The 26,514-nt window shown below is 70.0% G+C and carries 28 protein-coding genes; 27 read left to right on the forward strand and 1 reads right to left on the reverse strand.

Annotated features, from left to right (window positions below; genetic code table 11):
• Positions 1 to 119 precede the first annotated feature (119 nt).
• Genes ACXKZF_RS05475 through ACXKZF_RS05500 form a run of 6 tightly spaced genes read left to right on the forward strand, consistent with a single transcriptional unit; the run spans position 120 to position 4,473 of the window.
• Positions 120 to 470, forward strand: a complete 351-nt coding sequence (locus ACXKZF_RS05475; RefSeq protein ID WP_488985628.1) for a LysM peptidoglycan-binding domain-containing protein — start codon at positions 120 to 122, stop codon at positions 468 to 470.
• A gap of 55 nt (positions 471 to 525) precedes the next feature.
• Positions 526 to 1,620, forward strand: coding sequence for a histidinol-phosphate transaminase (locus tag ACXKZF_RS05480; protein ID WP_488985629.1), 1,095 nt, complete (start codon positions 526 to 528; stop codon positions 1,618 to 1,620).
• Positions 1,617 to 2,231, forward strand: a complete 615-nt coding sequence (gene hisB / locus ACXKZF_RS05485; protein WP_055957785.1) for an imidazoleglycerol-phosphate dehydratase HisB — start codon at positions 1,617 to 1,619, stop codon at positions 2,229 to 2,231. The genes ACXKZF_RS05480 and hisB overlap by 4 nt, the downstream gene beginning before the upstream one ends.
• Positions 2,228 to 2,878: an imidazole glycerol phosphate synthase subunit HisH gene (gene hisH, locus ACXKZF_RS05490; protein ID WP_488985630.1), complete on the forward strand. Its 651-nt coding sequence runs from the start codon at positions 2,228 to 2,230 to the stop codon at positions 2,876 to 2,878. The genes hisB and hisH overlap by 4 nt, the downstream gene beginning before the upstream one ends.
• A 46-nt stretch (positions 2,879 to 2,924) precedes the next feature.
• Positions 2,925 to 3,671, forward strand: a complete 747-nt coding sequence (gene priA, locus ACXKZF_RS05495; protein ID WP_055957780.1) for a bifunctional 1-(5-phosphoribosyl)-5-((5-phosphoribosylamino)methylideneamino)imidazole-4-carboxamide isomerase/phosphoribosylanthranilate isomerase PriA — start codon at positions 2,925 to 2,927, stop codon at positions 3,669 to 3,671.
• A complete protein-coding gene (locus ACXKZF_RS05500; RefSeq protein ID WP_488985631.1) occupies positions 3,655 to 4,473 on the forward strand; it encodes an SseB family protein in 819 nt (272 codons plus the stop codon). Before priA ends, ACXKZF_RS05500 begins: the two co-directional genes overlap by 17 nt.
• Before the next feature lie 405 nt (positions 4,474 to 4,878).
• Here ACXKZF_RS05500 and ACXKZF_RS05505 read toward each other — a convergent pair whose 3' ends face one another.
• The gene (locus ACXKZF_RS05505; RefSeq protein WP_374108641.1) at positions 4,879 to 5,304 is read right to left on the reverse strand and encodes a DUF1844 domain-containing protein; all 426 of its coding nucleotides are present in this window, start codon (positions 5,302 to 5,304) and stop codon (positions 4,879 to 4,881) included.
• Positions 5,305 to 5,525: 221 nt separating this feature from the next.
• Between ACXKZF_RS05505 and infC the strand changes: the two genes are divergently transcribed.
• The 21 genes from infC to tyrS all read left to right on the forward strand — a co-directional run bounded on the left by infC (position 5,526) and on the right by tyrS (position 26,513).
• The gene (gene infC / locus ACXKZF_RS05510) at positions 5,526 to 6,176 is read left to right on the forward strand and encodes a translation initiation factor IF-3 (protein WP_082485029.1); all 651 of its coding nucleotides are present in this window, start codon (positions 5,526 to 5,528) and stop codon (positions 6,174 to 6,176) included.
• A 48-nt stretch (positions 6,177 to 6,224) separates the two neighbouring features.
• Complete coding sequence (gene rpmI, locus ACXKZF_RS05515; RefSeq protein WP_013583375.1) at positions 6,225 to 6,419, forward strand: 50S ribosomal protein L35; 195 nt, start codon at positions 6,225 to 6,227, stop codon at positions 6,417 to 6,419.
• Between the two features lie 29 nt (positions 6,420 to 6,448).
• The gene (rplT, locus tag ACXKZF_RS05520) at positions 6,449 to 6,832 is read left to right on the forward strand and encodes a 50S ribosomal protein L20 (RefSeq protein WP_055957776.1); all 384 of its coding nucleotides are present in this window, start codon (positions 6,449 to 6,451) and stop codon (positions 6,830 to 6,832) included.
• A gap of 161 nt (positions 6,833 to 6,993) precedes the next feature.
• A complete protein-coding gene (locus ACXKZF_RS05525) occupies positions 6,994 to 7,791 on the forward strand; it encodes a TrmH family RNA methyltransferase (RefSeq protein ID WP_055957772.1) in 798 nt (265 codons plus the stop codon).
• A 75-nt stretch (positions 7,792 to 7,866) separates the two neighbouring features.
• Positions 7,867 to 8,628: an amino acid ABC transporter ATP-binding protein gene (locus ACXKZF_RS05530; protein ID WP_055957769.1), complete on the forward strand. Its 762-nt coding sequence runs from the start codon at positions 7,867 to 7,869 to the stop codon at positions 8,626 to 8,628.
• A 134-nt stretch (positions 8,629 to 8,762) separates the two neighbouring features.
• The gene (locus tag ACXKZF_RS05535) at positions 8,763 to 9,665 is read left to right on the forward strand and encodes a glutamate ABC transporter substrate-binding protein (protein ID WP_243222563.1); all 903 of its coding nucleotides are present in this window, start codon (positions 8,763 to 8,765) and stop codon (positions 9,663 to 9,665) included.
• 58 nt (positions 9,666 to 9,723) lie between these two features.
• Complete coding sequence (locus ACXKZF_RS05540; RefSeq protein WP_055957761.1) at positions 9,724 to 10,380, forward strand: amino acid ABC transporter permease; 657 nt, start codon at positions 9,724 to 9,726, stop codon at positions 10,378 to 10,380.
• Complete coding sequence (locus ACXKZF_RS05545; RefSeq protein WP_055960017.1) at positions 10,377 to 11,273, forward strand: amino acid ABC transporter permease; 897 nt, start codon at positions 10,377 to 10,379, stop codon at positions 11,271 to 11,273. Before ACXKZF_RS05540 ends, ACXKZF_RS05545 begins: the two co-directional genes overlap by 4 nt.
• A 55-nt stretch (positions 11,274 to 11,328) precedes the next feature.
• Complete coding sequence (pheS, locus tag ACXKZF_RS05550; protein ID WP_488985632.1) at positions 11,329 to 12,369, forward strand: phenylalanine--tRNA ligase subunit alpha; 1,041 nt, start codon at positions 11,329 to 11,331, stop codon at positions 12,367 to 12,369.
• Complete coding sequence (pheT, locus tag ACXKZF_RS05555) at positions 12,369 to 14,879, forward strand: phenylalanine--tRNA ligase subunit beta (RefSeq protein WP_488985633.1); 2,511 nt, start codon at positions 12,369 to 12,371, stop codon at positions 14,877 to 14,879. Before pheS ends, pheT begins: the two co-directional genes overlap by 1 nt.
• Positions 14,880 to 15,162: 283 nt before the next feature.
• The gene (gene argC, locus ACXKZF_RS05560) at positions 15,163 to 16,212 is read left to right on the forward strand and encodes an N-acetyl-gamma-glutamyl-phosphate reductase (RefSeq protein ID WP_055957754.1); all 1,050 of its coding nucleotides are present in this window, start codon (positions 15,163 to 15,165) and stop codon (positions 16,210 to 16,212) included.
• The gene (gene argJ / locus ACXKZF_RS05565) at positions 16,209 to 17,366 is read left to right on the forward strand and encodes a bifunctional glutamate N-acetyltransferase/amino-acid acetyltransferase ArgJ (protein ID WP_488985634.1); all 1,158 of its coding nucleotides are present in this window, start codon (positions 16,209 to 16,211) and stop codon (positions 17,364 to 17,366) included. The genes argC and argJ overlap by 4 nt, the downstream gene beginning before the upstream one ends.
• Positions 17,363 to 18,265 (forward strand): acetylglutamate kinase, encoded by a 903-nt coding sequence (gene argB / locus ACXKZF_RS05570; RefSeq protein ID WP_243222568.1) that lies wholly within the window; start codon positions 17,363 to 17,365, stop codon positions 18,263 to 18,265. The genes argJ and argB overlap by 4 nt, the downstream gene beginning before the upstream one ends.
• Positions 18,262 to 19,479, forward strand: coding sequence for an acetylornithine transaminase (locus tag ACXKZF_RS05575; protein WP_055957744.1), 1,218 nt, complete (start codon positions 18,262 to 18,264; stop codon positions 19,477 to 19,479). The genes argB and ACXKZF_RS05575 overlap by 4 nt, the downstream gene beginning before the upstream one ends.
• On the forward strand, positions 19,476 to 20,399 hold the full coding sequence (gene argF, locus ACXKZF_RS05580; RefSeq protein WP_488985635.1) for an ornithine carbamoyltransferase: 924 nt from the start codon (positions 19,476 to 19,478) through the stop codon (positions 20,397 to 20,399). The genes ACXKZF_RS05575 and argF overlap by 4 nt, the downstream gene beginning before the upstream one ends.
• Positions 20,378 to 21,580, forward strand: a complete 1,203-nt coding sequence (locus ACXKZF_RS05585) for a heparan-alpha-glucosaminide N-acetyltransferase domain-containing protein (protein WP_488985636.1) — start codon at positions 20,378 to 20,380, stop codon at positions 21,578 to 21,580. Before argF ends, ACXKZF_RS05585 begins: the two co-directional genes overlap by 22 nt.
• A gap of 9 nt (positions 21,581 to 21,589) precedes the next feature.
• Positions 21,590 to 23,020, forward strand: a complete 1,431-nt coding sequence (argH, locus tag ACXKZF_RS05590; protein ID WP_055957736.1) for an argininosuccinate lyase — start codon at positions 21,590 to 21,592, stop codon at positions 23,018 to 23,020.
• A gap of 51 nt (positions 23,021 to 23,071) precedes the next feature.
• Positions 23,072 to 23,719: a SatD family protein gene (locus ACXKZF_RS05595; RefSeq protein ID WP_488985637.1), complete on the forward strand. Its 648-nt coding sequence runs from the start codon at positions 23,072 to 23,074 to the stop codon at positions 23,717 to 23,719.
• Positions 23,716 to 24,426 carry a hypothetical protein gene (locus ACXKZF_RS05600; RefSeq protein ID WP_488985638.1) on the forward strand — a complete coding sequence of 237 codons (711 nt, stop codon included), beginning with the start codon at positions 23,716 to 23,718 and terminating at the stop codon, positions 24,424 to 24,426. Before ACXKZF_RS05595 ends, ACXKZF_RS05600 begins: the two co-directional genes overlap by 4 nt.
• Positions 24,427 to 24,450: 24 nt before the next feature.
• Complete coding sequence (locus ACXKZF_RS05605) at positions 24,451 to 25,035, forward strand: putative glycolipid-binding domain-containing protein (protein ID WP_488985639.1); 585 nt, start codon at positions 24,451 to 24,453, stop codon at positions 25,033 to 25,035.
• A 164-nt stretch (positions 25,036 to 25,199) separates the two neighbouring features.
• Positions 25,200 to 26,513, forward strand: coding sequence for a tyrosine--tRNA ligase (gene tyrS / locus ACXKZF_RS05610; protein ID WP_488985640.1), 1,314 nt, complete (start codon positions 25,200 to 25,202; stop codon positions 26,511 to 26,513).
• Position 26,514: the final 1 nt, after the last annotated feature.

Here is a 26,514-nt window from a genome sequence, read left to right on the forward strand (position 1 = left end):
CCGACAGACGTCGTCTTGACACCCACGCAGTATCGAAGATAGATTCGGAACACAGATTCGCACTCCCGCCCTCCCGGCCGAGGGTGGGGTGCGAATCTCTCCCCACTGAGGAGCACACCATGACCAGCATCGCCATCTCCACCCCCACCACCCGCCTGCGCATCACGCCGCGCGGTCGCCGCGCCGTCACCTTCCTGGTGTCGCTGCCGCTCGCCGTGGCTCTGGGTGTCGCGGTCGTCGGTGGCGGTGCCGCGCTGGCCTCGAACGACGCCGGGGCCCCCGCGGGTTCCTTCTCCGAGGTCACCGTCATGAGCGGCGACACCCTGTGGTCGATTGCCGAAGAGCTGGCGCCCGCGGCCGATCCCCGCGACGTCGTCGCCAAGATCTCCCGTCTCAACGCCCTGTCCGGCGGTTCGGTGGCGGCCGGTCAGCGCATTGCGATCCCCGCCGAGTACGCCCCCGCGAACTGACGCCCGCTCCGCGCAGGCCATGCCGCGTGAGTCGCCGCGCCGCCCGCCGCCTACGATGGGTGAGGTGACCGTACGCCTCGACGACCTGCCTCTTCGCGACGATCTGCGGGGGATGACCCCGTATGGAGCACCGCAGGCGCCGCTCCCGGTGGCGCTGAACGTGAACGAGAACACGCATCCCGTTCCATCGGAGGTCGCCGACGACATCTTGGATGCCGTCGCCCGGGCCCTCCGCGACGTGAACCGTTATCCCGATCGTGAGTTCACCGGGTTGCGCGAGGCGTTCGCGCACTACCTGGGCCACGGCCTGGGTGCCGAGCAGATCTGGGCGGCCAACGGCTCGAACGAGGTCCTGCAGCACATCCTTCAGGCGTTCGGCGGTCCCGGTCGTACCGCGATGGGCTTCGCGCCCACCTACTCGATGTATCCGATCCTCACGCGCGCCACCGGTGCGCGATGGATCGCCGGGCACCGCGATCACGATTTCTCCCTGACGGCGGAGTCCGCGGCCGCTCAGGTCCGCGAGCAGCGTCCCGACATCGTCTTCCTTTGTGCACCCAACAACCCCACGGGTACCCCGCTCCGACGCGACGTCATCGAGGCGGTCTACGACGCGACCGACGGTGTCGTCATCGTCGACGAGGCGTACGAGGAGTTCGCCCCGCGCGACGAGCCGTCCGCCGTGGCGCTTCTTCCCGGTCGCCCGCGCTTGGTCGTCTCGCGCACGATGAGCAAGGCCTTCGCTTTCGCCGGCGCGCGGGTGGGCTATCTCGCGGCCGACCCGGCCTTCGTCGACGCCCTGCGTCTGGTGCGTCTGCCCTACCACCTGAGCGCCTTGACCCAGGCGGCGGCGACCGCGGCGCTGGGCCACGCCGAGACGATGCTGGGCATGGTCGACGAGATCGTCGCCCAGCGCGATCGCATCTCGGCGACGGTGTCGGCCCTCGGCTACACGGCGCACGAGTCGTGGGCGAACTTCGTGTTGTTCGGAGGGGTCGACGACCCGGCCGCGACGTGGAAGGCCCTCTACGACCGCGGCGTGCTCATCCGCGACGTGGGAATCCCCCACCACCTGCGCGTGTCGGCCGGCACGGCCGACGAGACCACCGCGTTCCTCGACGCCCTCGCCTCGATAGGATCCCGATCATGACCGGCCCCGCCACGCCCCGCACCGCCTCGTTCACGCGCGAGACGAGCGAGTCGCACATCGAGCTCGAGTTGGATCTCGACGGACGCGGTGCGAGCGACATCCAGACGACGGTGCCGTTCTTCGACCACATGCTCACGGCGTTCGCGAAGCACTCGCTCACCGACCTGCGCGTGCGCGCAACCGGCGACACCCACATCGACGCCCACCACACCGTCGAGGACACCTCGATCGTGCTCGGCCAGGCCATCCGCCAGGCACTCGGCGACAAGTCCGGCATCGCGCGCTACGGCGACGCCCTCGTGCCGCTCGATGAGGCACTGGCGCAAGCGGTGGTCGACATCAGCGGGCGTCCGTATCTCGTGCACACCGGCGAGCCCGCCGGCTTCGAGCACCACCTCATCGGGGGTCACTTCACCGGCTCGCTCGTGCGCCACTCATTCGAGGCCATCTCGATCCATGCGGGGCTCACCGTGCACGTGCGTGTCCTGGGCGGACGCGACCCGCACCACATCGCCGAGGCGGAGTACAAGGCGCTCGCGCGCGCCTTCCGCCAGGCCAAGGCGCTCGACCCCCTCGTCGACGGCATCCCGAGCACCAAGGGTGCACTGTGACGGCCAAGCCCGTCGTCGCGGTCCTCGACTACGGGTCGGGCAACGTCCACTCCGCCGTCAAGGCCCTCGTCGAGGCCGGCGCCGACGCCCGCCTCACCTCCGACCGCTCGCTGTTGCTCGACGCCGACGGTCTTCTCGTCCCCGGCGTCGGCGCGTTCCGGGCGGTCATGGATTCGCTGAACGCCAGTCGCGGCGGCGAGATCATCGACCGCCGCCTCGCCGGCGGTCGACCGGTCCTCGGCATCTGCGTCGGCATGCAGGTCATGTTCGAGCGCGGGATCGAGCGCGGCACCGACACGTCGGGGCTGGGGGAGTGGCCGGGCACCGTCGCCGAGCTCAAGGCACCCGTGTTGCCGCACATGGGCTGGAACACCGTCACCGCGGGTGAGGGTTCCCGCCTTTTCGAGGGCATCGAGCGCGAGCGGTTCTACTTCGTGCACTCGTACGCCGCACAGGAGTGGCAGCTGGACGTCACCCCGCCGTTCCCGCAGCCGTCCGTGACGTGGTGCACCTACGGCGCGCCCTTCATCGCGGCGGTCGAGAACGGCCCGCTGGCGGCGACCCAGTTCCACCCCGAGAAGTCGGGCGAAGCCGGCATCCGCCTCCTCGCCAATTGGATCGACGGGCTGCGCGCGACTACTGTGTGACCTCGTGCCCCGGCTCGGCGAGATGCGCCGAAGGGTGCGAGGAGCCATGAACGATTTCGCGTCCACGCCCGAACTTGTGCTGCTTCCGGCGGTCGATGTGGCTGACGGCAAAGCCGTCCGTCTGACCCAGGGCGAGGCCGGTACCGAGACCAGCTACGGCGACCCCGTCGACGCGGCCGCCGACTTCGCCCGCCAGGGCGCGCAGTGGATCCACCTCGTCGACCTCGACGCCGCCTTCGGCCGTGGCAGCAATGCCCACGTCATGCGCAAGGTCATCAAGCAGGTCAAGGGCGTGCAGGTGGAGCTGTCGGGCGGCATCCGTGACGACCGCACGCTCGAGGCGGCGCTCGAGAGCGGAGCGAGCCGTATCAACCTCGGCACCGCGGCGCTCGAGAACCCCGAGTGGGCAGCCGATGTCATCAACCGCTACGGCGAGGCCATCGCCGTCGGTCTCGACGTGCGCGGCACGACCCTCGCGGCCCGCGGATGGACGCGCGACGGCGGCGATCTGTGGACGGTGCTCGATCGTCTCGAGGATGCCGGCTGCAGTCGCTACGTCGTCACCGACGTCACCAAAGACGGCACGCTCCGCGGCCCCAACATCGAACTGCTGCGCGAGATGACCCAGCGCACCCCGAAGCCGATCGTCGCCTCCGGCGGCGTGTCGAGCCTCGACGACATCGTGGCGCTGCGCGACCTCGTGCCCCTCGGTGTCGAGGGCGCCATCGTCGGCAAGGCGCTCTACGCGGGGCAGTTCACGCTCGCTGAGGCACTGGATGTCGCCGGACACTGACGGTCCGCACGGTCACGGGTCGCACGATCACGTCCCGCACGGCGCCGGCGCCGACTCGGCGGGCCTGCCCTGGGAGGGGCGCAGCTTCTCGCCCAATCCGCACTCGGGCGATGACGGGTCGGCCGATCCGGCACTGCTCTCGGCGCTCCTGGCGTTCGGATCAGCGGAGGGCGATGCGCGTGCGGTGGTCGACGCCTACCGCACGGCGCGCCTGCTGATCCCGCTCGTCGCCGAGAAGGGCGACCACGGCATCGGCGCGCACGGGCTCGAGGTCGATAAGACGCAGGAGCTGTCGATCGTCACCGTCGCCGCCCCGGACGGGCGCAAGGTCCTCCCGGTCTTCACCTCCGTCACGGCACTTCAGACCTGGGATGCCACGGCGCGCCCCGTTCCCGCAGACGGTCGACGCACGGCGCTGGCCGCCGCATCCGAAGACACCGAGCTCATCGTGATCGATCCGGGATCCGAGACCGAGTTCGTCATCCGCCGCCCCGCGCTCTGGGCGATCGCCCAGGGCGAGTCGTGGGAACCCGCTCACACCTCGCCGCTGATCTTCACGGGCCTTCAGCAGAGCATCTCGGGCGAACTCGCGGTGCTCGACCTCGCCGTGGAGTCGGGCGACCCCACGGGTCGTCTGCGCGGGCCGGAGCTCGTCGTGCACCTGCAGCTGATGTCGGGCCTTGAGCAGGAGGAGCTGGATGCCGTGCTCGCGCGCATCGCCCGCCGGTGGGCCTCCGATGACCGCATCGCCGTGCTCGTCGACTCGCTCACCGTCAAGTTGCACCGCAGCGAAGACGTCTGACCCGCGCCGCGCGGGAACGCGCGTGCGACGCGCCGTGACAGGCGATCGCTCGAGAACAGGACCTCGCTCGGTCGACGCGTCCAGTACTGGTGGCATCCCCTGTTCTCATGCCGCGTCGGGGGCCGGATGACATTGCCCCGGTCGACGGGCAAGGTATTGCGGCATTGTCGCGGCGGAGTCGCCCTGCGGCACAGGGACGCCTCTCATACCCCTGCGGGTGTCACGGCGGAGTCGGCCTGCGGTACAGGGCGCAGTGATACCTCTCATACCCTGCGGGTGTCACGGCGGAGTCGGCCTGCGGCACAAGGCGCAGTGATGCCCCCTTCCCCAGGCAATCGGGGTAGGGGCCCTGCTCTTGCCTGGGGAAGGGGGCATCACGGAGCCCGCTACCCCAGAACGAACGACCTACGTGACGGGACCCGTCCACTTCTCTCCCGGCCCCTTGCCGATCGGGTCCTGGATCGTCGACGCCTCACGGAACGCCAGCTGGAGCGAGCGCAGTCCGTCGCGGAGCGATCGCGCGTGCATGTCACTGATCTCGGGGGCGCCGGCGGTGATGAGACCGGCGAGGGCGTTGATGAGCTTGCGCGCCTCGTCGAGGTCGAGCTGGTGAGTGGGATCGTCGGCGAGTCCCGTTTTGACGGCGGCGGCGCTCATGAGGTGCACGGCTGCCGTCGTGATGACCTCGACCGCGGGGACGTCCGCGATGTCGCGGGTGGCGGAGGACGCTGCGCGCTCCTGCTCTTCCCATCGCGCGAGACGTTCGTCTTCGGCTCCGTGGCGGTGCGCGGAGGGGTCTTCGGCGGGCTGGTCGGAGGGGATCGTGTCCACGTGAATCTCTCTGCTAGACTGTGGCGGGCTTCGGAGCTTTTCGCTCCGTACGAAAGAGGATCACATCCCACCCGCGCTTGCCGTTCCAGGCTACCGGGTTCCCGCACTCCGCTCCGTTTCCCACGGGGTCGCCTGGGTGCAGAAGCCGGTGCTGACAGCACCGTGCCGGGTGGCGTGTTTCTCCTCTTCGCCCGCGATTCCCTCGGATCGCGGCGGCCGTCATCCGCATACAAGAGGAGTTCCGCATCAGCGATCCCCGCACCAACGAGCGCATCCGAGTCCCGGAGGTCCGTCTCGTCGGACCCAACGGCGAGCAGGTCGGCATCGTCCGCATCGAAGCTGCGCTGCGCCTGGCCCAGGAAGCGGACCTCGACCTGGTCGAGGTTGCGCCGAGCTCGAAGCCGCCCGTGGTCAAGATCATGGATTACGGCAAGTTCAAGTACGAGGCCGCGCAGAAGGCCAAGGAGACGCGTCGTAACCAGGCGAACACCGTCCTCAAAGAGGTCCGGTTCCGTCTGAAGATCGAGGCCCACGATTACATCACCAAGCTCAAGCGCGCCGAGGGCTTCCTCCAGGCGGGCGACAAGGTGAAGGCCATGATCCTGTTCCGCGGTCGCGAGCAGTCGCGTCCCGAGCAGGGTGTGCGCCTGCTCCGCAAGTTCGCCGAAGACGTCGCCGAGTTCGGCACCGTCGAGTCGAACCCCACGATCGACGGCCGCAACATGGTGATGGTGGTCGCGCCCCACAAGAACAAGTCCGAGGTCAAGACCGAGCAGAACGCGCAGCGCGCGGCGAACCGTGAGGCGGCGCGCAGCGCTGCTCGCGGCGACTCGGACTCGGAAGAAACGCCCACCTCGGCCCCCGCCGAGTAAAGCTCCCCAGACTCCCGCTCCGCCGGGAAGACCAACGAAGGAAGACAGATGCCGAAGCAGAAGACCCACTCGGGCGCCAAGAAGCGCTTCAAGCTCACCGGTAGCGGCAAGCTCATGAAGCAGCAGGCCGGCATGCGCCACAACCTCGAAGGCAAGGCCTCGAAGCGCACCCGCCGCCTGAACCAGGAGCAGGTCCTGGCCAAGGGCGACTCGAAGGTCGCCAAGAAGCTCCTCGGTCTCTGAGCGCCGACGCACGTTAGGAAGAAACAGAAATGGCTAGAGTCAAGCGGGCAGTAAACGCCCACAAGAAGCGTCGCGTCATCCTCGAGCGCGCGTCCGGTTACCGCGGGCAGCGTTCGCGCCTGTACCGCAAGGCCAAGGAGCAGGTCACCCACTCCCTGGTCTACGCGTACCGCGACCGTCGCAAGCGCAAGGGCGACTTCCGTCGTCTGTGGATCCAGCGCATCAACGCCGCGTCCCGCCAGAACGGGCTCACCTACAACCGCTTCATCCAGGGCCTCGGCCTCGCGGGTGTGCAGGTCGACCGCCGCATGCTCGCTGAGCTCGCGGTGAACGAGCCCACCGTGTTCGCCTCGCTCGTGCAGACCGCCAAGGCGGCCCTGCCCAGCGACGTCAACGCGCCGAAGTCCGCGTAACCCGCGTCTTCTTCCCGGAACGGGCGTCCTCCTCGCGAGGGCGCCCGTTCCGCTGTTTCCCCACCCGGGCGGGTCCGCGTCGCGCTGGGCACGGCGCAGCATCCCGTCGGCGTCCGCGCGGCATCCGGAGTGCTCATCGGGGGGAGCCATACACTGAGGGCGTGCTGGAGAACCCTCGTTCGCCGCGGGTGCGCGCCGTGGCCAAGCTGAGCAAGCGTGCCGCCCGTCAAGAGACCGGACTCTTTCTGCTCGAGGGTCCTCAGGCGGCGCGAGAGGCTCTCGCGTGGGCTCCTGAGACGGTCCTCGAGGTGTACGCCACTCCCACGGCCCTCGAGAAGCACGTCGATGTGCGCGACGCCGCCGAGCAGGCCGGCGTCGACCTGCAGTACACGACCGAAGCGGTCCTGGATGCAATGGCCGACACCGTGACGCCGCAGGGCATCGTCGCGGTGGCCCGGCAGGCGCCGACGGCGCTGAAGGACGTGCTGGCGGCAGGCCCGCGGCTCATCGCCATCTGCGAGGAGGTCCGCGACCCGGGCAACCTCGGCACCATCATCCGTGCCGCCGACGCGGCGGGCGCGGATGCCGTCATCCTCACCGGACGCACCGTCGACCCCTACAACCCGAAGGTCGTCCGCTCGACGACGGGCTCGCTCTTCCACCTGCCGGTGGCCGTCGATCTCGATCTCGCCGACGTCGTGGAACGCGTGCACGAGGCGGGTCTTCGCGTCGTCGCCGCCGACGTGGGTGGTGACGACTTCCTGGCGTCGCGCGAGGTCCTCGCCGAGCCGACCGCGTGGTTGTTCGGCAACGAGGCGCGGGGCCTGGATGACGAAGCACTTGCTCGTGCCGACCTGGCGTTGCGGCTGCCGATCTACGGCCGGGCCGAGTCGCTCAACCTCGCCACGGCGGCGAGCGTGTGCCTCTACGAGACGGCATTCGCGCAGCGGGCGCGCTGACGGCGGCTGTTACAGAACGGTTAAGGCGCGCGCCGGAAGGTGGTCGGCGGCGCGTCGCCCTCATAGTGTGGGGGCATGGCATCCGTTCCCCCGACGACCTCCGAGCCGCTGGTCGTCGTCTCCGACGTCCAGAAGCACTACGGGCAGTTCCAGGCGCTCAAAGACATCGACCTCACGGTCGACCGCGGCGAGGTCGTCGTGGTCATCGGTCCGTCGGGGTCGGGTAAGTCGACGCTCTGCCGCACCATCAACCGCCTCGAGACCATCACGAGCGGCACCATCACGATCGACGGCAAGGAGCTGCCCAAAGAGGGGAAGGGTCTCGCAGACCTGCGTGCCGACGTGGGCATGGTCTTCCAGTCGTTCAACCTGTTCGCGCACCTGACGATCCTCCAGAACATCACCCTCGGTCCCCTCAAGGTCCGCAAGATGAAGAAGGCGGATGCCGAGAAAGAGGCGCGCGCGCTCCTGGACCGCGTCGGCGTCGGGCACCAGGCCGACAAGCTCCCCGCCCAGCTCTCCGGCGGTCAGCAGCAGCGCGTGGCCATCGCCCGTGCCCTGGCGATGAAGCCGAAGGTCATGCTTTTCGACGAGCCCACCTCGGCCCTCGACCCCGAGATGATCAACGAAGTGCTCGACGTCATGGTCGGTCTCGCCAAGGACGGCATGACGATGGTCGTCGTCACGCACGAGATGGGCTTCGCCCGCAAGGCCGCCAACCGCGTCGTCTTCATGGCCGACGGACAGATCGTCGAGCAGGCGGCGCCCGAGCAGTTCTTCACCAACCCGCAGTCCGACCGGGCCAAAGACTTCCTATCGAAGCTCATCACCCACTGACGGTTCCCCTGATGACGGCGACGAACGAGGAGGTTCTTCGCCGAGGCGCGAGTGTCCCCACCCCCCAGGGGCTCCGCCGTGCCGTCCCCCAGACCCATACATCCGCACAGCACACGTAACCAAGGAGACATCACATGCGTAAGACACGTTTTCTCGCCGGCGCGAGCATCGTCGCCGCCGGCCTGCTGGCCCTGACGGCCTGCAACAGCGGCACCCCCGGCGCGGCACCCGGCGCCGAAGGCGACGGAGCCGACACGACCCAGCTGTGGGAGGTCGCCTCCGACGTCTCCCTCGAGGGCAGCCCCACCTTCGACCGCATGACGTCGGCCGACAAGGTCGTCGTCGGCGTCAAGGAAGACCAGCCGGGACTCGGCTTCAAGGACCCGGTCTCGAACGAGCGCGGCGGCTTCGACGTCGAGATCGCGCAGTGGATCGCCGCTTCCCTCGGCTTCGACGCCGACCAGATCGAGTACAAGACGATCCCTTCGGCCAACCGCGAGCAGGAGCTGGTGAACGGCAACGTCGACTACTACGTCGGCACCTACTCCATCACCGACAAGCGCAAGCAGCAGATCGACTTCGCCGGCCCCTACCTGATCACCGGTCAGGGCCTGCTCGTCGCCGCCGACAACGACGACATCTCCGGTCCCGACGACCTCGCGGGCAAGATCGTGTGCTCGGTGACCGGTTCGACGCCGCTCCAGCGCATCCGCGACGAGTACAACCCCGGCGACACCGTCGAATACGACACCTACACGCAGTGCCTCGAGCAGCTGCGCGCCGGTTCGGTCGACGCCGTCACGACCGACCAGGCGATCCTCGCCGGGTACGTCGCGCAGGAGCCCGACGCCTTCAAGATCGCCGGTGACACCTTCAGCGAAGAGCGCTACGGCGTGGGCGTGCCCAAGGGCGACACCGTGCTGAAGGACCACATCAACACCCTCTTCAACGACGGTGGCGATGTGTGGACCGCGCTGTTCGATAAGAACCTCGCACCCTCCGGCATCGAGGCCGAGCAGCCCACCGCCGACGAGTGACCCGTTCGGGGGCCGCGTGTCGCGCGGCCCCCGAGCCCCTTCGAGATAAGGACCACGCATGGGTGTCATCACCGACAACCTCGACATCTGGGGCGAAGCGCTCGTCGGCACGCTCGTGCTCTTCTTCGCCGGCGGCGCGCTGGCGCTCGTAATCGGCATCATCGTCGGCGCGATGCGTGTCTCGCCGGTGCCCGTCGCGCGCGGCGTGGGCACGTTCTACGTCAGCGTCATCCGCAACACCCCGCTGACGCTGGTCTTCTTCGCCTTCGTGTTCGCGCTTCCGCCCCTGTTGGGGCTGCGGCTCACCGGCGACGTGTCGCTCACCCTCGGCATCTGCGCCCTGGGCATCTACACGGCCACCTACGTCGCCGAGGCGATCCGTTCCGGCGTCAACACCGTGCCGGTCGGTCAGGCGGAGGCCGCGCGCGCCCTCGGCCTGAGCTTCGGGCAGGTGATGTCGCTCGTTATCCTCCCGCAGGCGTTCCGCTCCGTCATCCCGCCGATGATGAGCGTGTTCATCGCCCTGCTGAAGAACACCACCGTCGCCGCCGGGTTCTCGATCGTGAACCTCGGGTCGGTGCGCAACTACCTCAGTGAGCGCGGCGAGAACGCGTTCATCGTCATCCTGTGGATCATGGTCGTCTTCGTCGCGCTGGTGCTCCTCCTGTCGTGGCTGCAGCGAACGCTCGAGAATCGATGGAGGGTCGCACGATGAGCAGCGTCCTGTACGACGTCCCCGGCCCGAAGGCGATCGCGCGCAACCGCATCCTCGGGGTGCTGACGATCGTCGTCGTCCTCGCGATCGTCGGCTTCTTCGTCTGGCGCCTCGCCGACACCGGGCAGTTCACCGCCCAGAAGTGGTCGGCCTTCACCTATACGAACGTGTGGGCGAGCATTCTCGACGCCACCCTGGCGACCCTCGCCGCCTTCGCGGCGGCGGCGGTCGGTGCCCTGGCGCTCGGCTTCGTCCTGGCCATCGGCCGGCTCTCCGACCACAAGTGGGTGCGCTGGCCCTTCACGGCCGTCATCGAGGTCTTCCGCGCGATCCCCGTGCTGGTCTTCATGTTCCTGCTGTACTACGGCTTCCCCGTGATCGGCATCCGCATGGAACCGTACTGGGCCGTGGTCATCGCCCTCGTCTGCTACAACGGCTCAGTCCTCGCGGAGGTCATCCGCGCCGGTGTGGAGTCGCTGCCGAGCGGACAGGCCGAGGCCGGCTACGCCGTGGGTCTGCGCAAGGCGGGTGTCATGCGCCTGATCCTGCTCCCGCAGGCGATCCGCGCGATGATGCCGGTCATCATCGCTCAGCTCGTCGTCACCCTGAAGGACACGGCGCTCGGTTTCGTCATCACCTATCCCGAGCTGCTCTTCTACGCGAAGTACATCGGCGCGCAGCCGAGCGTCGGTTCGCCCATCATCCCGGCCACGATCATCGTCGGTGCGATCTACATCGCGCTCTGCCTGATCCTGTCGTTCGTGGCGACCCTGGTCGAGAAGCGTCTGCGCCGCTCGCCGCGGGGCGACGTCGCCGCTCCCGTGCAGCCTCTCCAGCAGGGTGCCACCGACACCTCCCTGATCGTCGCCCAGCGCGGCGGCTCGGCGACCTGAGCCGATCTGTCGACGGGCGGGGGAGTGTCCCCGCCCGTCGGTAGACTCTCATCTCGTGTCCGACGCACCTGAGATCACCCCCGAGGCCGTCGCCTCCGCCGTCGATGCCGCCCTCGCGGCCATCGCCGCGGCCGCGACCACGGCCGAGTTGAAAGCCGCCCGCTCCGCGCACACCGGTGACCAGTCCGCCCTCGCGCGGCTGAACGCCCAGATGCGCCAGGTCGCCCCCGACCAGAAGGCCGCCGTCGGCAAGCTCGTCGGTCAGGCCCGCGGGCAGGTGAACCAGGCGCTCGTCGCCCGCGAGGCCGAGTTGGCCGAGGCCGAGACGGCAGCCCAGCTCGAGGCCGAGCGCATCGACGTCACGGCGCTGCCGCAGCGCGCCCGCGTGGGGGCACGGCATCCCATATCCCTTCTGCAGGAGCAGGTGTCCGACATCTTCGTCGGCATGGGGTGGGAGATCGCCGAAGGCCCCGAGCTCGAGCACGAGTGGTTCAACTTCGACGCGCTGAACTTCGACGTCGACCACCCCGCCCGCCAGATGCAGGACACGTTCTTCGTCGACCCGGTCGCCCGTCACCTGGTGCTGCGCACGCACACCAGCCCCGTGCAGGTGCGTTCGATGCTCGAGCGCGATCTGCCGATCTACGTGCTGTGCCCGGGCCGCGTGTACCGCACCGACGAGTTCGACGCCACGCACCTGCCGGTGTTCACGCAGTTCGAGGGTCTCGTCATCGACAAGGGCATCACGATGGCGCACCTGAAGGGCACGCTCGACCACGCCGCGCGCGTGCTGTTCGGCCCCGAGGCCAAGACGCGTTTCCGCGCCAACTTCTTCCCCTTCACCGAGCCGAGCGCCGAACTCGACCTGTGGCACCCGACCTTCAAGGGCGGTGCGCGCTGGATCGAGTGGGGCGGCTGCGGCATGGTGAACCCCAACGTCCTGCGGGCGGCCGGCATCGACCCCGAGGAGTACTCGGGCTTCGCATTCGGCATGGGCATCGAGCGCACGCTCATGTTCCGCAGCGACGTGCAAGACATGCGCGACATGGCCGAGGGCGATGTGCGCTTCAGCGAGCAGTTCGGAATGGTGGTCTGATGCGCGTCCCGCTCTCCTGGTTGCGCGATTACGTCGACGTGCCCGTCGAGGCGACTCCCGAAGACGTGCTCGAAGCGCTGGTGTCCGTCGGCTTCGAAGAAGAAGACGTGCACCGCTTCGAGCTGTCCGGCCCCATCGTCGTCGGCGAGGTGAAGGAGTTCACCCCCGAGCCGCAGTCCAACGGCAAGACCATCCGCTGGTGCCAGGTCGACGTCGGTGCCGAGAACGGGGGAGTGCGCGGCGTCGTCTGCGGCGCAGGCAACTTCTTCGAGGGCGACAAGGTCGTGGTGACCCTCCCCGGCTCGGTCCTACCAGGGCCGTTCCCCATCGCTGCACGGAAGACCTACGGGCACGTGTCCGACGGCATGATCGCCTCGGCGAAGGAGCTGGGTCTCGGCAGCGAGCACTCAGGCATCCTGCGTCTGATCGACCTCGGCATCGACGCGCCCGTCGGAACGGATGCCATCGCGCTGCTGGGGCTCGACGACCTCGCCGTCGAGATCAACGTCACTCCCGACCGCGGCTACGCCCTGTCGCTGCGCGGCGTCGCCCGCGAGTACTCGCACGCCACGGGCGCCGCCTTCCGCGACCCGGGGACCGGTCACGACGACGCCGTCGCCCGCACACCGCAGGGCTTCTCGGTCGCGGTCGACGACAAGGCGCCCATCCGCGGACGCGCGGGCGCGACGGAGTTCGTCGCCCGCATCGTGCGCGACGTCGACCCTTCGCGCCCGACGCCGCCGTGGATGATCACGCGCCTGTCGCTGGCCGGCATCCGCTCGCTCGGGGTGCTCATCGACATCACCAACTACGTCATGCTCGAGCTCGGCCAGCCCATCCACGGCTACGACCTCGACCGGTTGCAGGGCGGCATCACCGTGCGCCGTGCTGAGCAGGGCGAGAAGCTCGAGACCCTCGACGGCCAGGTTCGTACGCTCAATGCCGAAGACCTGTTGATCACCGACGAGTCGGGCCCCATCGGCCTCGCCGGCGTCATGGGCGGCGGTCCCACCGAGATGAGCGATGCGACGCGCAACGTGCTCATCGAAGCGGCGACCTTCGACCAGGTGTCGATCGCCCGTACCGCCCGCCGGCACAAGCTGCCGTCGGAGGCGTCGCGCCGCTTCGAGCGCGGTGTCGACCCGCTCGTGCCCTACGTCGCCGCCGAGCGCGTGGCATCGCTGATGGTCGAACTCGCCGGCGGCACGCTCGACACCGAGCTCGGCGGTTCGCTGTCGTCGACCTACCGACGCGAGCCGATCACGCTGCCCACGGGCTTCGTGTCGGGGCTGATCGGCGTCGACTACACCGACGACGAGACCGTCTCGGCGCTGCGCCTCATCGGCTGCTCCGTCGCGCAGGGCGACGCCGGCTGGGCGGTGACCGCGCCGTCGTGGCGCCACGACCTGACCGATAAATGGACGCTCGCCGAAGAGGTGGCCCGCATCGAGGGTTACGACCGGATCCCCTCGGTTCTCCCCACCCCGCCCTCCGGGCGCGGGCTGACCGCCGCCCAGCAGGGGCGCCGACGCGTGTCGAACGCGCTGGCCTCGGCCGGATTCGTCGAGACGCCGTCGTTCCCGTTCACCACCGAGGAGCAGAACGCGCTGCACGGCTCGCCCTCGGGTGACAAGCTGCCGAGTGTGAAGCTCGCCAACCCGCTCGACGGGCTGTCGCCGTTCCTCCGCCGGTCCCTCGTGCCGGCCCTGCTGCAGGTGGCGCACCGCAACGTCTCGCGCGGCATCGTCGACCTGGCCCTGTTCGAGGTCGGCACGGTGTTCCTGCCCAAGCCCGGCGTGCAGTACGGCACCGTGTCGGTGCCGCCCTTGGCGGTGCGTCCGGATGCCGCGACCCTCACCGCCCTCGACGCCTCGATCCCGCCGCAGCGCCGCCACATCGCCGTGCTGCTCGCCGGACATACGGTGCCGAAGCAGCCCGGGCAGCCGGCCGTGGCCGCCGATCTCGCCGACGCGGTCGACGCCGTGCGCGTGCTGGCCGCGGCCGCCGGCCTCGACATCGAGCTCGTGCAGGCGCAGCGCGCGGCCCTCCACCCCGGACGCACCGCCCGCGTGCTCGCGGCGGGGCACGACATCGGTTACGTCGGCGAGCTGCTTCCCGCGGTCGCAGCCGGAGCCGACCTGCCGGGCCGGGTGCTCGTCGCCGAGCTCGATCTCGATGCGATGCTCGACCTCGCGCAGGCCCGCGTGGTCGCGGCCTCGCTCTCGGGCTTCCCGGCGGCGACGCAGGACGTCTCGCTCACCGTGCCACTCGACGTGGCGGCCGGCGCCGTGCGCGCGGCGCTCATCGAGGGGGGCGCACCGCTCCTCGAGGGCGCGCGCCTGGTCGACGACTATCGCGGCCCCGGGCTCGCCGAGGGCGCGAAGAGCCTGACGTTCGCGCTGCGGTTCCGCGCCGACGACCGCACGCTCACCGCGGCCGAGGCGACGGATGCCAAGCTCGCCGGCGTCGCGGTGGCCGCCGAGCGTTTCGGCGCCGCCATCCGCGACTGACGCGTCCCATCCGAAGCGCCGCCGACTCTCGTCGTGCGGCGCTTCGGCATTCCCCCCGCCCGCGCCGATTTGCCCGCCCGCCCGCGGGGCGGCTACCCTCGCCACATGTCGTCGATCACCGTGCGCCCCGAGGAGCTCTCCGTGAGCACCGGTGGCGAGCGTCGACGTCGGGTCACGCGCCGACTCTCGGCGACCTCGTAAACCCGCCGACGGTCGGGCATGCGGGCGTCGCCGCCCCGGTTCACGCTGATTCAGCACACGCCCCGACTCCTAAGGTAGAAACATGACCCTCTCGGTCGCCGTCTCCGGCGCTTCCGGCTATGCGGGCGGCGAGATCCTGCGCTTGCTCGCGGCCCATCCCGATATCGAGATCCGCACGGTCACCGCGCACTCCAGCGCCGGCCAGCCGCTCGTCGCGCACCAGCCGCACCTTCGCTCTCTCGCCCACCTCGAGCTGCAGGCCACGACACCCGAGGTGCTCGCGGGGCACGACGTGGTGGTCCTCGCCCTTCCGCACGGGCAGTCGGCGCAGTACACCGACGCGCTCGCCGACACACCACTGGTGATCGACGCCGGCGCCGACCATCGGCTGACCTCGCCCGCAGACTGGGCGACGTTCTACGGGGGAGACCACCCCGAGCCGTGGGCGTACGGGGTGCCGGAACTCACCGTCGGCGGTGTCAAGCAGCGCGAGCACCTCCGCGGTGCGACCCGCATCGCCGCCCCCGGGTGCAACGCCTCGACCGTCGCACTCTCGCTCGCCCCGGGCGTCGCCGCCGGGGTGATCGACCCGGGCGACATCGTCTCGGTGCTCGCGGTGGGCCCGAGCGGTGCCGGCAAGGCCGCCAAGACCAACCTGCTCGCCAGCGAGATCCTCGGTTCTGCGAATCCGTATGCCGTCGGCGGTACGCATCGTCACATCCCCGAGATCCGCCAGGCACTCGTCGCCGCGGGAGCCCCGGCCGACGGCATCCGGCTCTCCTTCACCCCGGTGCTCGTGCCGATGTCGCGGGGCATCCTCGCCACGTCGACCGCTCCGATCCGCGCAGGCGCGACGGATGCCGAGATCCGCGCCGCGTGGGAGGCCGCGTACGCCGACGAACCCTTCGTCGAACTGCTTCCGGCGGGGGTGTTCCCCCGTACGGCCGACGTGCTGGGTGCAAACATCGCCTCGCTCGGGCTGGCGATCGACCGGGGAGCGAACCGGGTCATCGTGGTCGCCGCCGTCGACAACCTCGTCAAGGGCACGGCCGGTGCCGCCGTGCAGTCCATGAACATCGCGCTGGGCCTCGACGAGGCCACCGCCCTTCCCCTGAATGGAGTCGCCCCGTGAGCGTGACCGTCGCCGCCGGATTCGAAGCGGCCGGGGTCGCCGTAGGGCTGAAGTCGACCGGCGCGCGTGACGTCGCCGTCGTCGTCAACCGCGGGCCTCGGAAGGTGGGAGCGGCGGTGTTCACGTCGAACCGCGCGAAGGCCAACCCCATCCTGTGGTCGGAGCAGGTCGTGAAGGACGGCGTCGTCGAGGCGGTCGTGCTCAACTCCGGCGGCGCGAACTGCTTCACCGGCTCGTTCGGCTTCCAGACGACTCACCAGACCGCCGAGCGTGCCGCCGAGCTCCTCGGTGTCGGCGCGGGCGACGTGGTCGTGTGCTCGACGGGGCTCATCGGCACGGGCGACGAGGTGTTCCGCGCCAAAGTGCTCGACGGTGTCGAGCAGGGTGTCGCAGCACTGTCCGCCGACGGCGGCGAGGACGCTTCTCTCGCGATCATGACGACCGACTCGAAGCCCAAGCGGGCCGTCCACACCGGCGACGGGTGGGCGATCGGCGGCATGGCCAAGGGCGCCGGCATGCTCGCACCGGGCCTCGCGACGATGCTCGTCGTCATCACCACCGACGTCGTTCTGGAGCCCTCGGAAGCGGATGCCGCGCTCCGCGCCGCCACCCGGGTGAGCTTCGACCGGCTGGACTCCGACGGGTGCATGTCGACCAACGACCAGGTGACGCTCATGGCGAGCGGGGCCAGTGGCATCCGTGTCTCCGCCGACGAGTTCACCGCCGCTCTGACCGCGGTGTGCGACGACCTCGCCGCCCAGCTGCAGGGCGACGCCGAGGGGGCGAGCCACGACATCACCATCCGGGTGATCGGCGCCGCCACCGAGGACGACGCGGTCGAGGTGGGCCGCTCGATCGCCCGGAACAACCTGTTCAAGGCTGCGATCTTCGGCAACGATCCCAACTGGGGACGCGTGCTCGCGGCCATCGGCACGACCGACGCGGATTTCGACCCCTACGACGTCGACGTGTCGATGAACGGCGTGCGCGTCTGCACCGCCGGCGGCCCCGACCGCCCTCGCGAAGACGTCGACCTCACCCCCCGCGCGACCGACCTCGTCGTCGACCTGCGCGTCGGGTCGGCTGCGGCCACCATTCGCACCAACGACCTCACGCACGATTACGTCCACGAGAACAGCGCCTACTCCTCATGACCCACGTCGATCTTCAAGACACCGATCCCGCTGAAGCCAGCGAACGGGCGGTCACGCTCGTGGAGTCGCTGCCGTGGGTGCGCAAGTACCGCGACCAGGTGGTGGTGGTGAAGTACGGCGGCAACGCCATGGTCAGCGAGGAACTGCAGGACGCGTTCGCCGCCGACATCGCCTACCTCCGCTACGTGGGCGTCAAGCCCGTCGTCGTGCACGGCGGGGGACCGCAGATCTCGTCGATGCTGAACCGACTCGACATCCCCAGTGAGTTCCGCGGCGGCTACCGCGTGACCTCGACCGAGGCGATCGGTGTCGTGCGCATGGTGCTCACGGGCCAGATCAACCCGCAATTGGTGGCCAAGGTCAACGCGCACGGACCCCTCGCGACGGGCCTCAGCGGTGAGGACGCGGGCCTCTTCGGCGGTCGTCGTCGCGGCGTGGTCGTCGACGGCGTCGAGCACGACCTCGGGCGTGTCGGCGACGTCGTCACCGTCGACCCGCAGACCGTGCTCGACCACCTCGCCGCGGGTCGCGTGCCGATCGTCTCGAGCATCGCGCCCGACCTCGACAACCCGGGCACGTCGTTGAACGTGAACGCGGATGCCGCGGCGGCGGCTCTCGCGACGGCGCTCAACGCCAAGAAGCTCGTCGTGCTGACCGACGTGCCCGGCCTCTACGCCGACTGGCCGAACCGGGACTCGCTCGTGTCGCACCTGACCTCGATGGAGCTGCGCGCCATGCTGCCGAAGCTCGAGTCGGGCATGATCCCGAAGATGCAGGCGTGCCTCGACGCGGTCGAGGGCGGCGTGCCCACGGCCGCCATCATCGACGGACGCGTGCCGCACTCGGTACTCGTCGAATTGTTCACCAACAAGGGAATCGGAACGGAGGTGGTCGCATGACCACCGCAACCTGGCAGGAGGACGCCGGACGCGACCTCGTCCGCAGCTTCGGCGACCGGATGGCCCTGTTCGTGCGCGGGCAGGGTGCCTACGTCTGGGACAGCGACGACAAGAAGTACCTCGATTTCCTCGCGGGCATCGCCGTCAACGCCCTGGGCCATGCCCACCCGGTGTTCGTGCAGGCGCTGACGGCGCAGGCGTCGACGCTTTCGCACGTCTCGAACTACTTCGCCACGCCCCCGCAGCTGGCGATGGCCGCGCGTCTCAAGCGCCTCGCGGGCACGGGGGAGTCGGGCCGCGTCTACTTCGGCAACTCCGGCGCCGAGGCCAACGAGGCGGCGCTGAAACTCGCGCGCCTGCACGGCCGTGGCACCGACCGCACCCGCATCCTGACGCTGAAGGGCGGCTTCCACGGCCGCACGATGGGCGCGCTGGCCCTCACGGGCAAGCCGGCGCTCCAGGCCGACTTCCTTCCCATGGTGTCCGGCGTCGAGCACATCGACGCCACCATCGATGCTCTCGACGCCGCGATGGACGAGCGCGTCGCCGCCCTGCTCGTCGAGCCCATCCAGGGTGAGGCCGGGGTGGTCGAGCTGCCCGAGGGCTACCTGCAGGCGGCGCGCGAGATCACCGAGCGGCACGGCGCCCTGCTGATCGTGGATGAGATCCAGACCGGCGCCGGACGCACCGGTGCCTGGTTCGCCTTCCAGCACGCCGGCATCGTGCCCGACGCCATCACGGTGGCGAAGGGCATCGGCGGCGGCTTCCCCATCGGCGCGCTCATCACGTTCGGTGCCGCGAGCGATCTGTTCTTCCCCGGCACCCACGGCTCGACCTTCGGGGGCAACGCCCTCGGCACCGCCGTCGGCGGCGCCGTGTTGGAAGAGATCGAGTCGGCGGGTCTGGTAGACAACGCCGCGCGCCGCGAGACGCAGCTGCGCGAGGGCATCGCCGCGCTCGGCTCTCCGCTGATCTCGGGCGTCCGCGGTCGTGGCCTTCTGCTGGGCATCGGGCTCACGAGTCCGGTCGCCAAGGCCGTCGTCGCCGCCGCACAGCAGCACGGTCTGATCGTGAACGCCGCGAACGACGACACCATCCGCATCGCGCCGCCGCTGACGATCGGGGATGCCGAGGTGGCCGGGTTCCTCGAGCTGTTCGGCGCCGCTCTCGCCACCGTCTCCGATGCCCTGATCCTCGAAGGAGCCCCCGCGTGACCCGCCATCTGCTGCGTGACGACGACCTGACCCCGGCCGAACAGGCCGAGATCCTCGACCTCGCCATCGAGCTGAAGAAGGACCGCTGGTCGCGGAAGCCGCTCGAGGGCCCGCAGACCGTCGCGGTGATCTTCGACAAGTCGTCGACCCGAACGCGCGTGTCGTTCGCCGTGGGCATCGCCGACCTGGGTGGCTCACCGCTGATCATCTCCACCGCCAACAGTCAGCTCGGTGGTAAGGAGACCCCCTCCGACACAGCGCGCGTGCTCGAGCGTCAGGTGGCCGCGATCGTCTGGCGCACCTACGCGCAGGCGGGGCTGGAAGAGATGGCGCGCGGCACCCGGGTGCCGGTCGTGAATGCGTTGAGCGACGACTTCCACCCGTGCCAGCTGCTCGCCGATCTGCTCACGATCCGGGAGCACAAGGGCGACCTGAAGGGGCTGACCCTGTCGTTCTTCGGCGACGGGCGCAGCAACATGGCCCACTCGTACGTCCTCGCCTGCGTCACCGCCGGCATGCACGTGCGCGTCGCCGCACCCGCCGACTACGCACCTCGAGCCGACGTGATCGCGGACGCGGAGCGCATCGCCGCCGAGACCGGGGGATCGATCACGCTCTCGAGCGACCCGGAGGCCGCGGCATCCGGAGCCGACGTCGTCGTCACCGACACCTGGGTGTCGATGGGCAAAGAGGAGGAGAAGATCGCGCGCATCCGCGATCTCGGCGGGTTCAAGGTCACGACCGAGCTCATGACGCGGGCCGCCGGCGACGCGATCTTCATACACTGCCTCCCCGCCGACCGCGGCTACGAGGTCGACGCCGAGGTCATCGACGGACCGCAGAGCGTGGTGTGGGACGAGGCCGAGAACCGCCTCCACGCCCAGAAGGCGTTGCTGGTGTGGCTTCTGCGTCAGCAGTGACCACCTCGCCGATCGGTCGCGCCTGGGCCCGTTTCGACGGGCCGGGCCGGCTGGTGGGCGTGGATCTCGCGCGCGGCCTCGCGGTGCTGGGCATGCTGGCCGCGCACCTGCTCGACACCGAGCGCCGGCTCACCCTCGACCCCGACACCTGGGTCACCCTGGTCAACGGACGTTCCTCGATCCTGTTCGCGACCCTCGCGGGCGTCTCGATCGCGCTCGTGACCGGCGGGTCGCGCCCGATCGCGGCGGAGCGCCGCCCCCGCGCCGGCGCGCGACTGGCGCTGCGCGGAGCGATGCTCTGGGTCATCGGCATGCTGCTGGTGGCCACCGGGGTACCGGTGTACGTCATCCTGCCCGCGTACGCCCTGCTCTTCGTGCTGGCCCTGCCGTTCCTCGGGATGCGCGCGCGGGGGCTCTTCGTCGCCGCGGGGATCCTCGGGCTCGTGATGCCGTGGATCCAGCCGGTGCTCGACGCGGCTCCGATCTGGGCGGGGCGCGCGGGGGCGGAGATCGCGGCGGCGGTGGGGTGGAACTATCCGTTCACGGTGTGGATCGCGTTCCTGCTCGCCGGGATGGGTGTCGGGCGGCTCGACCTGCGTCGACTCGACGTGCAGGCCGCGCTCGTGACGGCGGGTGGGGCTCTCCTGCTCGCCGGCTACGGCGCTGCCCTCGTGACCGCGCCTGCTGTCGCCGGGCGCCCCTATCTGGCGACCGTGCTGACGGCCGAGGACCACTCCTCGGGTCTGTGGGAGGTCATCGGGTCGGGTGGGTTCGCCCTCGCCACGATCGGTGTCTGTCTGCTGCTGTGCCGCACGCCGCTGCGGTGGGTGGCCGTGCCGCTACGGGCGGTCGGATCCATGCCCCTGACGGCCTACGTGCTGCAGCTGGTGGTGTGGGCCCTCGTCGCCCTCGCCCTGCTCGGCGACACCGGCGACCTGTACGGCATCCGCGAGGCGGGGCTGTTCCTGCCGCTGACCCTGGGTCTCGTCGCCGGGTGCACGGTATGGGCGCTCACCCTCGGTCGCGGTCCGCTGGAGTGGCTCATCGACCTCGTGGTGCGTCTCGTCGTGGGACGGGATGCGGCTGCGGGCCCCGCCGCGTCGCGCGCGGGCTCCGGCACGGGTACGGGGACCGGCTCCGGCTCTGGCTCCGGCTCCGGCGGTGTCGGCGGCCCTCGGTAGGCTGGGGCCATGAGTCACGAGAGCGGTCAGACGACGAACGAGGGCGCCCTGTGGGGGGCCCGTTTCTCGGGCGGACCGTCTCCCGAACTGGCGGCGCTGAGCCGCTCGACCCACTTCGACTGGGATCTCGCGCTCTACGACATCGCCGGTTCTCACGCCCACGCGGCCGCTCTGGAGTCGGCCGGATACCTCACGGCCGACGAAGCCCGGATCATGCACGACGGTCTCGACGAGCTCACCGCCCGGGTGCGCGACGGCTCGCTCGTCGCGGCTCCCGGCGACGAAGACGTGCACGGTGCCCTCGAGCGCGTGCTCATCGAGACGGTCGGTCCGGCCGTCGGGGGCAAGCTCCGCGCCGGTCGCAGCCGCAACGACCAGATCGCCACCCTGGTGCGGCTCTACCTGCTCGACCACGCCCGCACCATCACCCGTGAGGTGCTCCGCCTCGTCGACGCCCTCGTCGCCCAGGCCGAGGCGCACGAAAGCGCCATCATGCCCGGCCGTACGCACCTGCAGCACGCCCAGCCCGTGCTGCTCGCGCATCACCTGCAGGCCTACGGATGGGCGTTCACGCGCGGCATCGAGCGCCTGCGCGACTGGTCGGTGCGCGCCTCGGTGTCGCCGTACGGCGGCGGTGCGCTCGCCGGGGCCACCCTGGGCCTCGACCCGCAGCTCGTGGCCGACCGTCTGGGGCTGGCGCGCCCCGCCGAGAACTCGCTCGACGGCACCGCCTCGCGTGATGTCGTGGCCGAGTTCGCGTTCATCGCCGCGATGATCGGCGTCGACCTGTCGCGGTTGTCCGAAGACATCATCCTGTGGAACACACGCGAGTTCGGCTTCGTCACCCTCGACGACGCGTACTCGACCGGGTCGAGCATCATGCCGCAGAAGAAGAACCCCGACATCGCCGAGCTCGCTCGCGGCAAGGCCGGACGCCTGATCGGCAACCTGTCGGGTCTGCTCGCCACGCTCAAGGGTCTGCCGCTGGCCTACAACCGCGATCTGCAGGAAGACAAAGAGCCGGTCTTCGATTCCGTGCGCACCCTCGAGCTCGTCCTGCCCGCTTTTTCCGGCATGATCGCAACCCTCCGCTTCCACACCGACCGCATGGCCGAGCTCGCCCCGCAGGGATTCTCGCTGGCCACCGACGTCGCCGAGTGGCTCGTGCGTCAGGGCGTCGCGTTCCGTGACGCGCACGAGATCTCGGGCTCCCTCGTGCGGGCGTGCGAGGAGCGCGAGATCGGGCTCGAAGACGCAGATGACGCTCTCCTGGCATCCGTGTCACCGTCGCTCACCCCCGCCGTGCGCGAGGTGTTGACCATCGAAGGCTCGGTGGCGAGTCGCACGGGTGCGGGCGGCACGGCTCCCGAGCGCGTGCGCGAGCAGCGTGAAGACCTCGTAGCCCGCGCGCAGGCCGCCTCCCGGACACTCATCGGCTGAGTATCAGTCATTCACTTATCAAAATGAAATGATAAGCGATAGGCTTATGTCGTGACCGTGGTCGTGATCGCCGACATCGTCGCCTCCCGGCGGCTGAGCGATCGCGCCGCCGCGCAGCACCGCCTCGCAGAGGTGGTCGAACAGGTCGGCGCCGATCTGCCGGTCGCCGTGCAGGCGCTGACGGCGACGGTCGGCGACGAACTCCAGGGCGAGTATGCCCGCCTCGACGACGCTCTCGCCTCGCTGCTGCTGGTGCGCCTGACCCTGCCCGACGACGTCGACTGCCGCTTCGGCGTGGGGGTGGGCGAGGTGCGCCCCATCGTGCTCGACGACCGCACCGTGCCCGAGGGGCCCGCGTGGTGGGCCGCGCGAACGGCCGTCGAGACCGTCGAGGGGATGCAGCAACGCGCCGCGCCGTTCGCGCGCACATGGATCGCCGCGTCCGAGGCAGAGGATGCCGCCATGGCCGATACCGTCGCCGTCGCGAACGCCTATGCCCTCGCTCGCGACCAACTCGTCTCGGCGATGAGCGAGCGCACGCGCCGGCTCACCGCCGGGCGCTGCCTCGGATGGTCGCAGCGCGAACTCGCCGAACAGGAGGGCATCAGCCAGTCGGCGGTGTCGCAGGCGCTCGCCGCAGCCGGGTCGGCCGCGCTCGTCGAGGGCTTCGCCGTCCTCACGCGGAAGGGCCGCGCGTGATCGCGGCAGGTCTCCTCCTCCTCGCCGTCGGTGCGGTCGATCTGCTCCGTCAGATGGTCCGCAGCCGCCGGTGGATCGCCTACGCGGTCGCCGCGGCACTGCTCATCGTCGCCGCGGCGGGTGTCAACGCCGTGATTGCGGGCCTGCTCGCGGTGGCCGTCGCCGCGATCTGGACCTGGGTCGTGCCCGAGCAGGGCCCCGCCCGTGCGGGGCTCTGGCCGGTCGCGCTGCTCGCGCTCGCCGCCGCCGCGTGCGTGGTGGTCGCCCCCGGCCGTGCGCGTCCCGGCATCCTGGGCGAGATGTGGGCCTCGTATCGCCCGACGGATGCCGTCTCGATCGACGTGGTCGTGCTGGTCGTGGGGTGCCTGGTGTTCCTGCTCGAGTCCGGCAACGCCGTGGTGCGCATCGCTCTGCGCTCGGAGATGGGCGCGGGCGAGACACCCGACGAGACGACGGCGCCGACGCTCAAGGGCGGCAGGCTGATCGGGCCGCTGGAGCGCATCCTCGTCTTCGCTCTGACGCTGGCAGGGGCGTACACGCTCATCGCCGCCGTGCTCGCCGCCAAGGGCATCGTGCGCTTCCCCGAGATCTCCCGCGACGGCGACGGCGGCGACCGCGCGGAGTATTTCCTCATCGGCAGCCTCGTGAGTTGGGTGACGGCGTTGGCGGCGGCGTTCCTCGTGGCGTGGGGTATCGCGCCCGGCTGAGCGCGAGGGCCGAGGAGGACGCAGATGGACCGGATGACGTCGCTCCCGGCGGCGGCGAGTTGGCGACACCACGGAACCCGAACCGGGTTCGAGGTGGCCTTCTTCGCGGCGACGCCCGGCGGGCATCGCCTCGCCGGTCGCACGACGGCCGATGACGGTGCATCGATGTGGTCGATCGACTATGCGGTGATCGTCGACCGCGCGTGGCGCACCCTCGAGGCGCGGGTATCGGCGTCGACCGCGTCCGGTGAGACGCACATGACACTGACCCGTGACGACGTCAGCGGATGGAGCGTCGAGGGGGAGCCCCGACCGGAGCTGCACGGGTGCGTCGACATCGATTTCGAGTCGTCGGCGATGACGAACATGCTTCCCGTTCGCCGCCTCGAGATGATCGAGGGGGTGCCCCGCGAGGTACCGGCCGCGTTCGTGCGAGCGCCCGACCTGCAGGTCGAGCGCCTCGAGCAGCGGTACACCCTGATCGAGGCCGCCCCGGAACGCGTCGTCTTCCACTACGAATCATCGACCTTCGGGTTCGCGTGCGAGCTGGTCTACGACGGGGCCGGACTCGTGACGGGGTACCCGGGCATCGCCACGCGGCACGCGTGACCCCGCGATGCGGTGGGCCGCGGCAGTGCGCGGTGCGCTGGCCCGCGGTGCGGTGGCCCGCGGTGTGGTGGGGCCGCCGTGTGGGGGGCCCGCGGTGCAGTGGCCCACGGTACGGGGACGCCGCGGCATCCGGAGCCCGACACCCCCGCTGATACCCTGAACCGGTGTCTGCCTCCCTCGACGCGGCGCCCGTGAGCGCCCTCGCACCTGCCAACGACCCGACCTTCGACAACGTCTGGGACGAGCTGGTGTATCGCGGACTCGTGCAGGTGTCCACCGACGAGGGCGAGCTGCGAGAGCTCCTCTCGGGCGACGCGATCGTGTACTACTGCGGATTCGACCCGACCGCGCCGAGCTTGCACCTCGGAAACCTCGTGCAGCTGTTGACCATGCGTCGTCTGCAGCTCGCCGGCCACCGTCCGCTCGGTCTCGTCGGCGGCTCGACCGGTCTCGTCGGCGACCCGCGTCCGACGGCAGAGCGCACGCTCAACACCCGCGAGACCGTCGAGGAGTGGGTCGGTAAGCTCCGTGCCCAGGTCGAGCGCTTCCTCAGCTTCGAGGGCGATAGCGCCGCGCGCATCGTCAACAACCTCGACTGGACGGCGCCGCTGAGCGCCATCGACTTCCTCCGCGAGATCGGCAAGCACTTCCGCGTCGGCACGATGCTGAAGAAGGATGCCGTCAGTGCACGCCTGAACTCCGAGGCCGGGATCAGCTACACCGAGTTCAGCTACCAGATCCTCCAGGGCCTGGACTACCTCGAGCTGCACCGCCAGTACGGCTGCGTGCTGCAGACCGGCGGCAGTGACCAGTGGGGCAACCTCACCAGCGGCACCGACCTGGTCCGCAAGGTCGAGGGCGTCTCGGTGCACGCGATCGGTACGCCACTGATCACCAACAGCGACGGCACGAAGTTCGGCAAGAGCGAGGGCAACGCCATCTGGCTGGATGCCGAGATGTGCAGCCCGTGGACGATGTACCAGTTCTGGCTCAACACCGACGACCGCGACGTGATCGAACGCCTTAAGGTCTTCACGTTCCTCACGCGCGCCGAGATGGACGACTACGCCCGTCTCGTCGCCGAGGAGCCGTTCCGCCGCGCCGCGCAGAAGCGTCTCGCTCGCGAGGTGCTGACGACGGTGCACGGCGCGGATGCGACCGACGCGGTGATCGCAGCGACCGAGGCCTTGTTCGGCCAGGGGGATATGACGACCCTGGATGCCGCGACGCTGCGTTCCGCGCTCGACGAACTGCCGCACGCGACCGTCGCCGCCGGCACCACCGTCGTCGAGGCCCTCACGGCCACGGGCCTGTCATCGAGCCTCAGCGACGCGCGTCGTGCGATCGCGCAGGGCGGTGTGTCACTCGACGGCGAGAAGGTCACCACCGACGACGCGATCGTGTCGGGAACGCTTCCGGGCGGCGTCTCGGTGCTGCGGCGCGGAAAGAAGACCCTCGCCGGGCTGTTCCTGAGCTGAC

This window comes from Microbacterium sp. ABR10 (assembly GCF_057812175.1).

Coding starts and splice junctions, on each gene's coding strand:
- ACXKZF_RS05540 (WP_055957761.1), top strand. CDS start 9,724: ATGGGTGTCATCACCGACAACCTCGACATCTGGGGCGAAGCGCTCGTC.
- pheT (WP_488985633.1), top strand. CDS start 12,369: ATGCGCGTCCCGCTCTCCTGGTTGCGCGATTACGTCGACGTGCCCGTC.
- rpmI (WP_013583375.1), top strand. CDS start 6,225: ATGCCGAAGCAGAAGACCCACTCGGGCGCCAAGAAGCGCTTCAAGCTC.
- rplT (WP_055957776.1), top strand. CDS start 6,449: ATGGCTAGAGTCAAGCGGGCAGTAAACGCCCACAAGAAGCGTCGCGTC.
- ACXKZF_RS05530 (WP_055957769.1), top strand. CDS start 7,867: ATGGCATCCGTTCCCCCGACGACCTCCGAGCCGCTGGTCGTCGTCTCC.
- argC (WP_055957754.1), top strand. CDS start 15,163: ATGACCCTCTCGGTCGCCGTCTCCGGCGCTTCCGGCTATGCGGGCGGC.
- ACXKZF_RS05500 (WP_488985631.1), top strand. CDS start 3,655: ATGTCGCCGGACACTGACGGTCCGCACGGTCACGGGTCGCACGATCAC.
- argH (WP_055957736.1), top strand. CDS start 21,590: ATGAGTCACGAGAGCGGTCAGACGACGAACGAGGGCGCCCTGTGGGGG.
- ACXKZF_RS05480 (WP_488985629.1), top strand. CDS start 526: ATGGGTGAGGTGACCGTACGCCTCGACGACCTGCCTCTTCGCGACGAT.
- priA (WP_055957780.1), top strand. CDS start 2,925: ATGAACGATTTCGCGTCCACGCCCGAACTTGTGCTGCTTCCGGCGGTC.
- hisB (WP_055957785.1), top strand. CDS start 1,617: ATGACCGGCCCCGCCACGCCCCGCACCGCCTCGTTCACGCGCGAGACG.
- ACXKZF_RS05605 (WP_488985639.1), top strand. CDS start 24,451: ATGGACCGGATGACGTCGCTCCCGGCGGCGGCGAGTTGGCGACACCAC.
- ACXKZF_RS05475 (WP_488985628.1), top strand. CDS start 120: ATGACCAGCATCGCCATCTCCACCCCCACCACCCGCCTGCGCATCACG.
- ACXKZF_RS05575 (WP_055957744.1), top strand. CDS start 18,262: ATGACCACCGCAACCTGGCAGGAGGACGCCGGACGCGACCTCGTCCGC.
- ACXKZF_RS05535 (WP_243222563.1), top strand. CDS start 8,763: ATGCGTAAGACACGTTTTCTCGCCGGCGCGAGCATCGTCGCCGCCGGC.
- argB (WP_243222568.1), top strand. CDS start 17,363: ATGACCCACGTCGATCTTCAAGACACCGATCCCGCTGAAGCCAGCGAA.
- ACXKZF_RS05545 (WP_055960017.1), top strand. CDS start 10,377: ATGAGCAGCGTCCTGTACGACGTCCCCGGCCCGAAGGCGATCGCGCGC.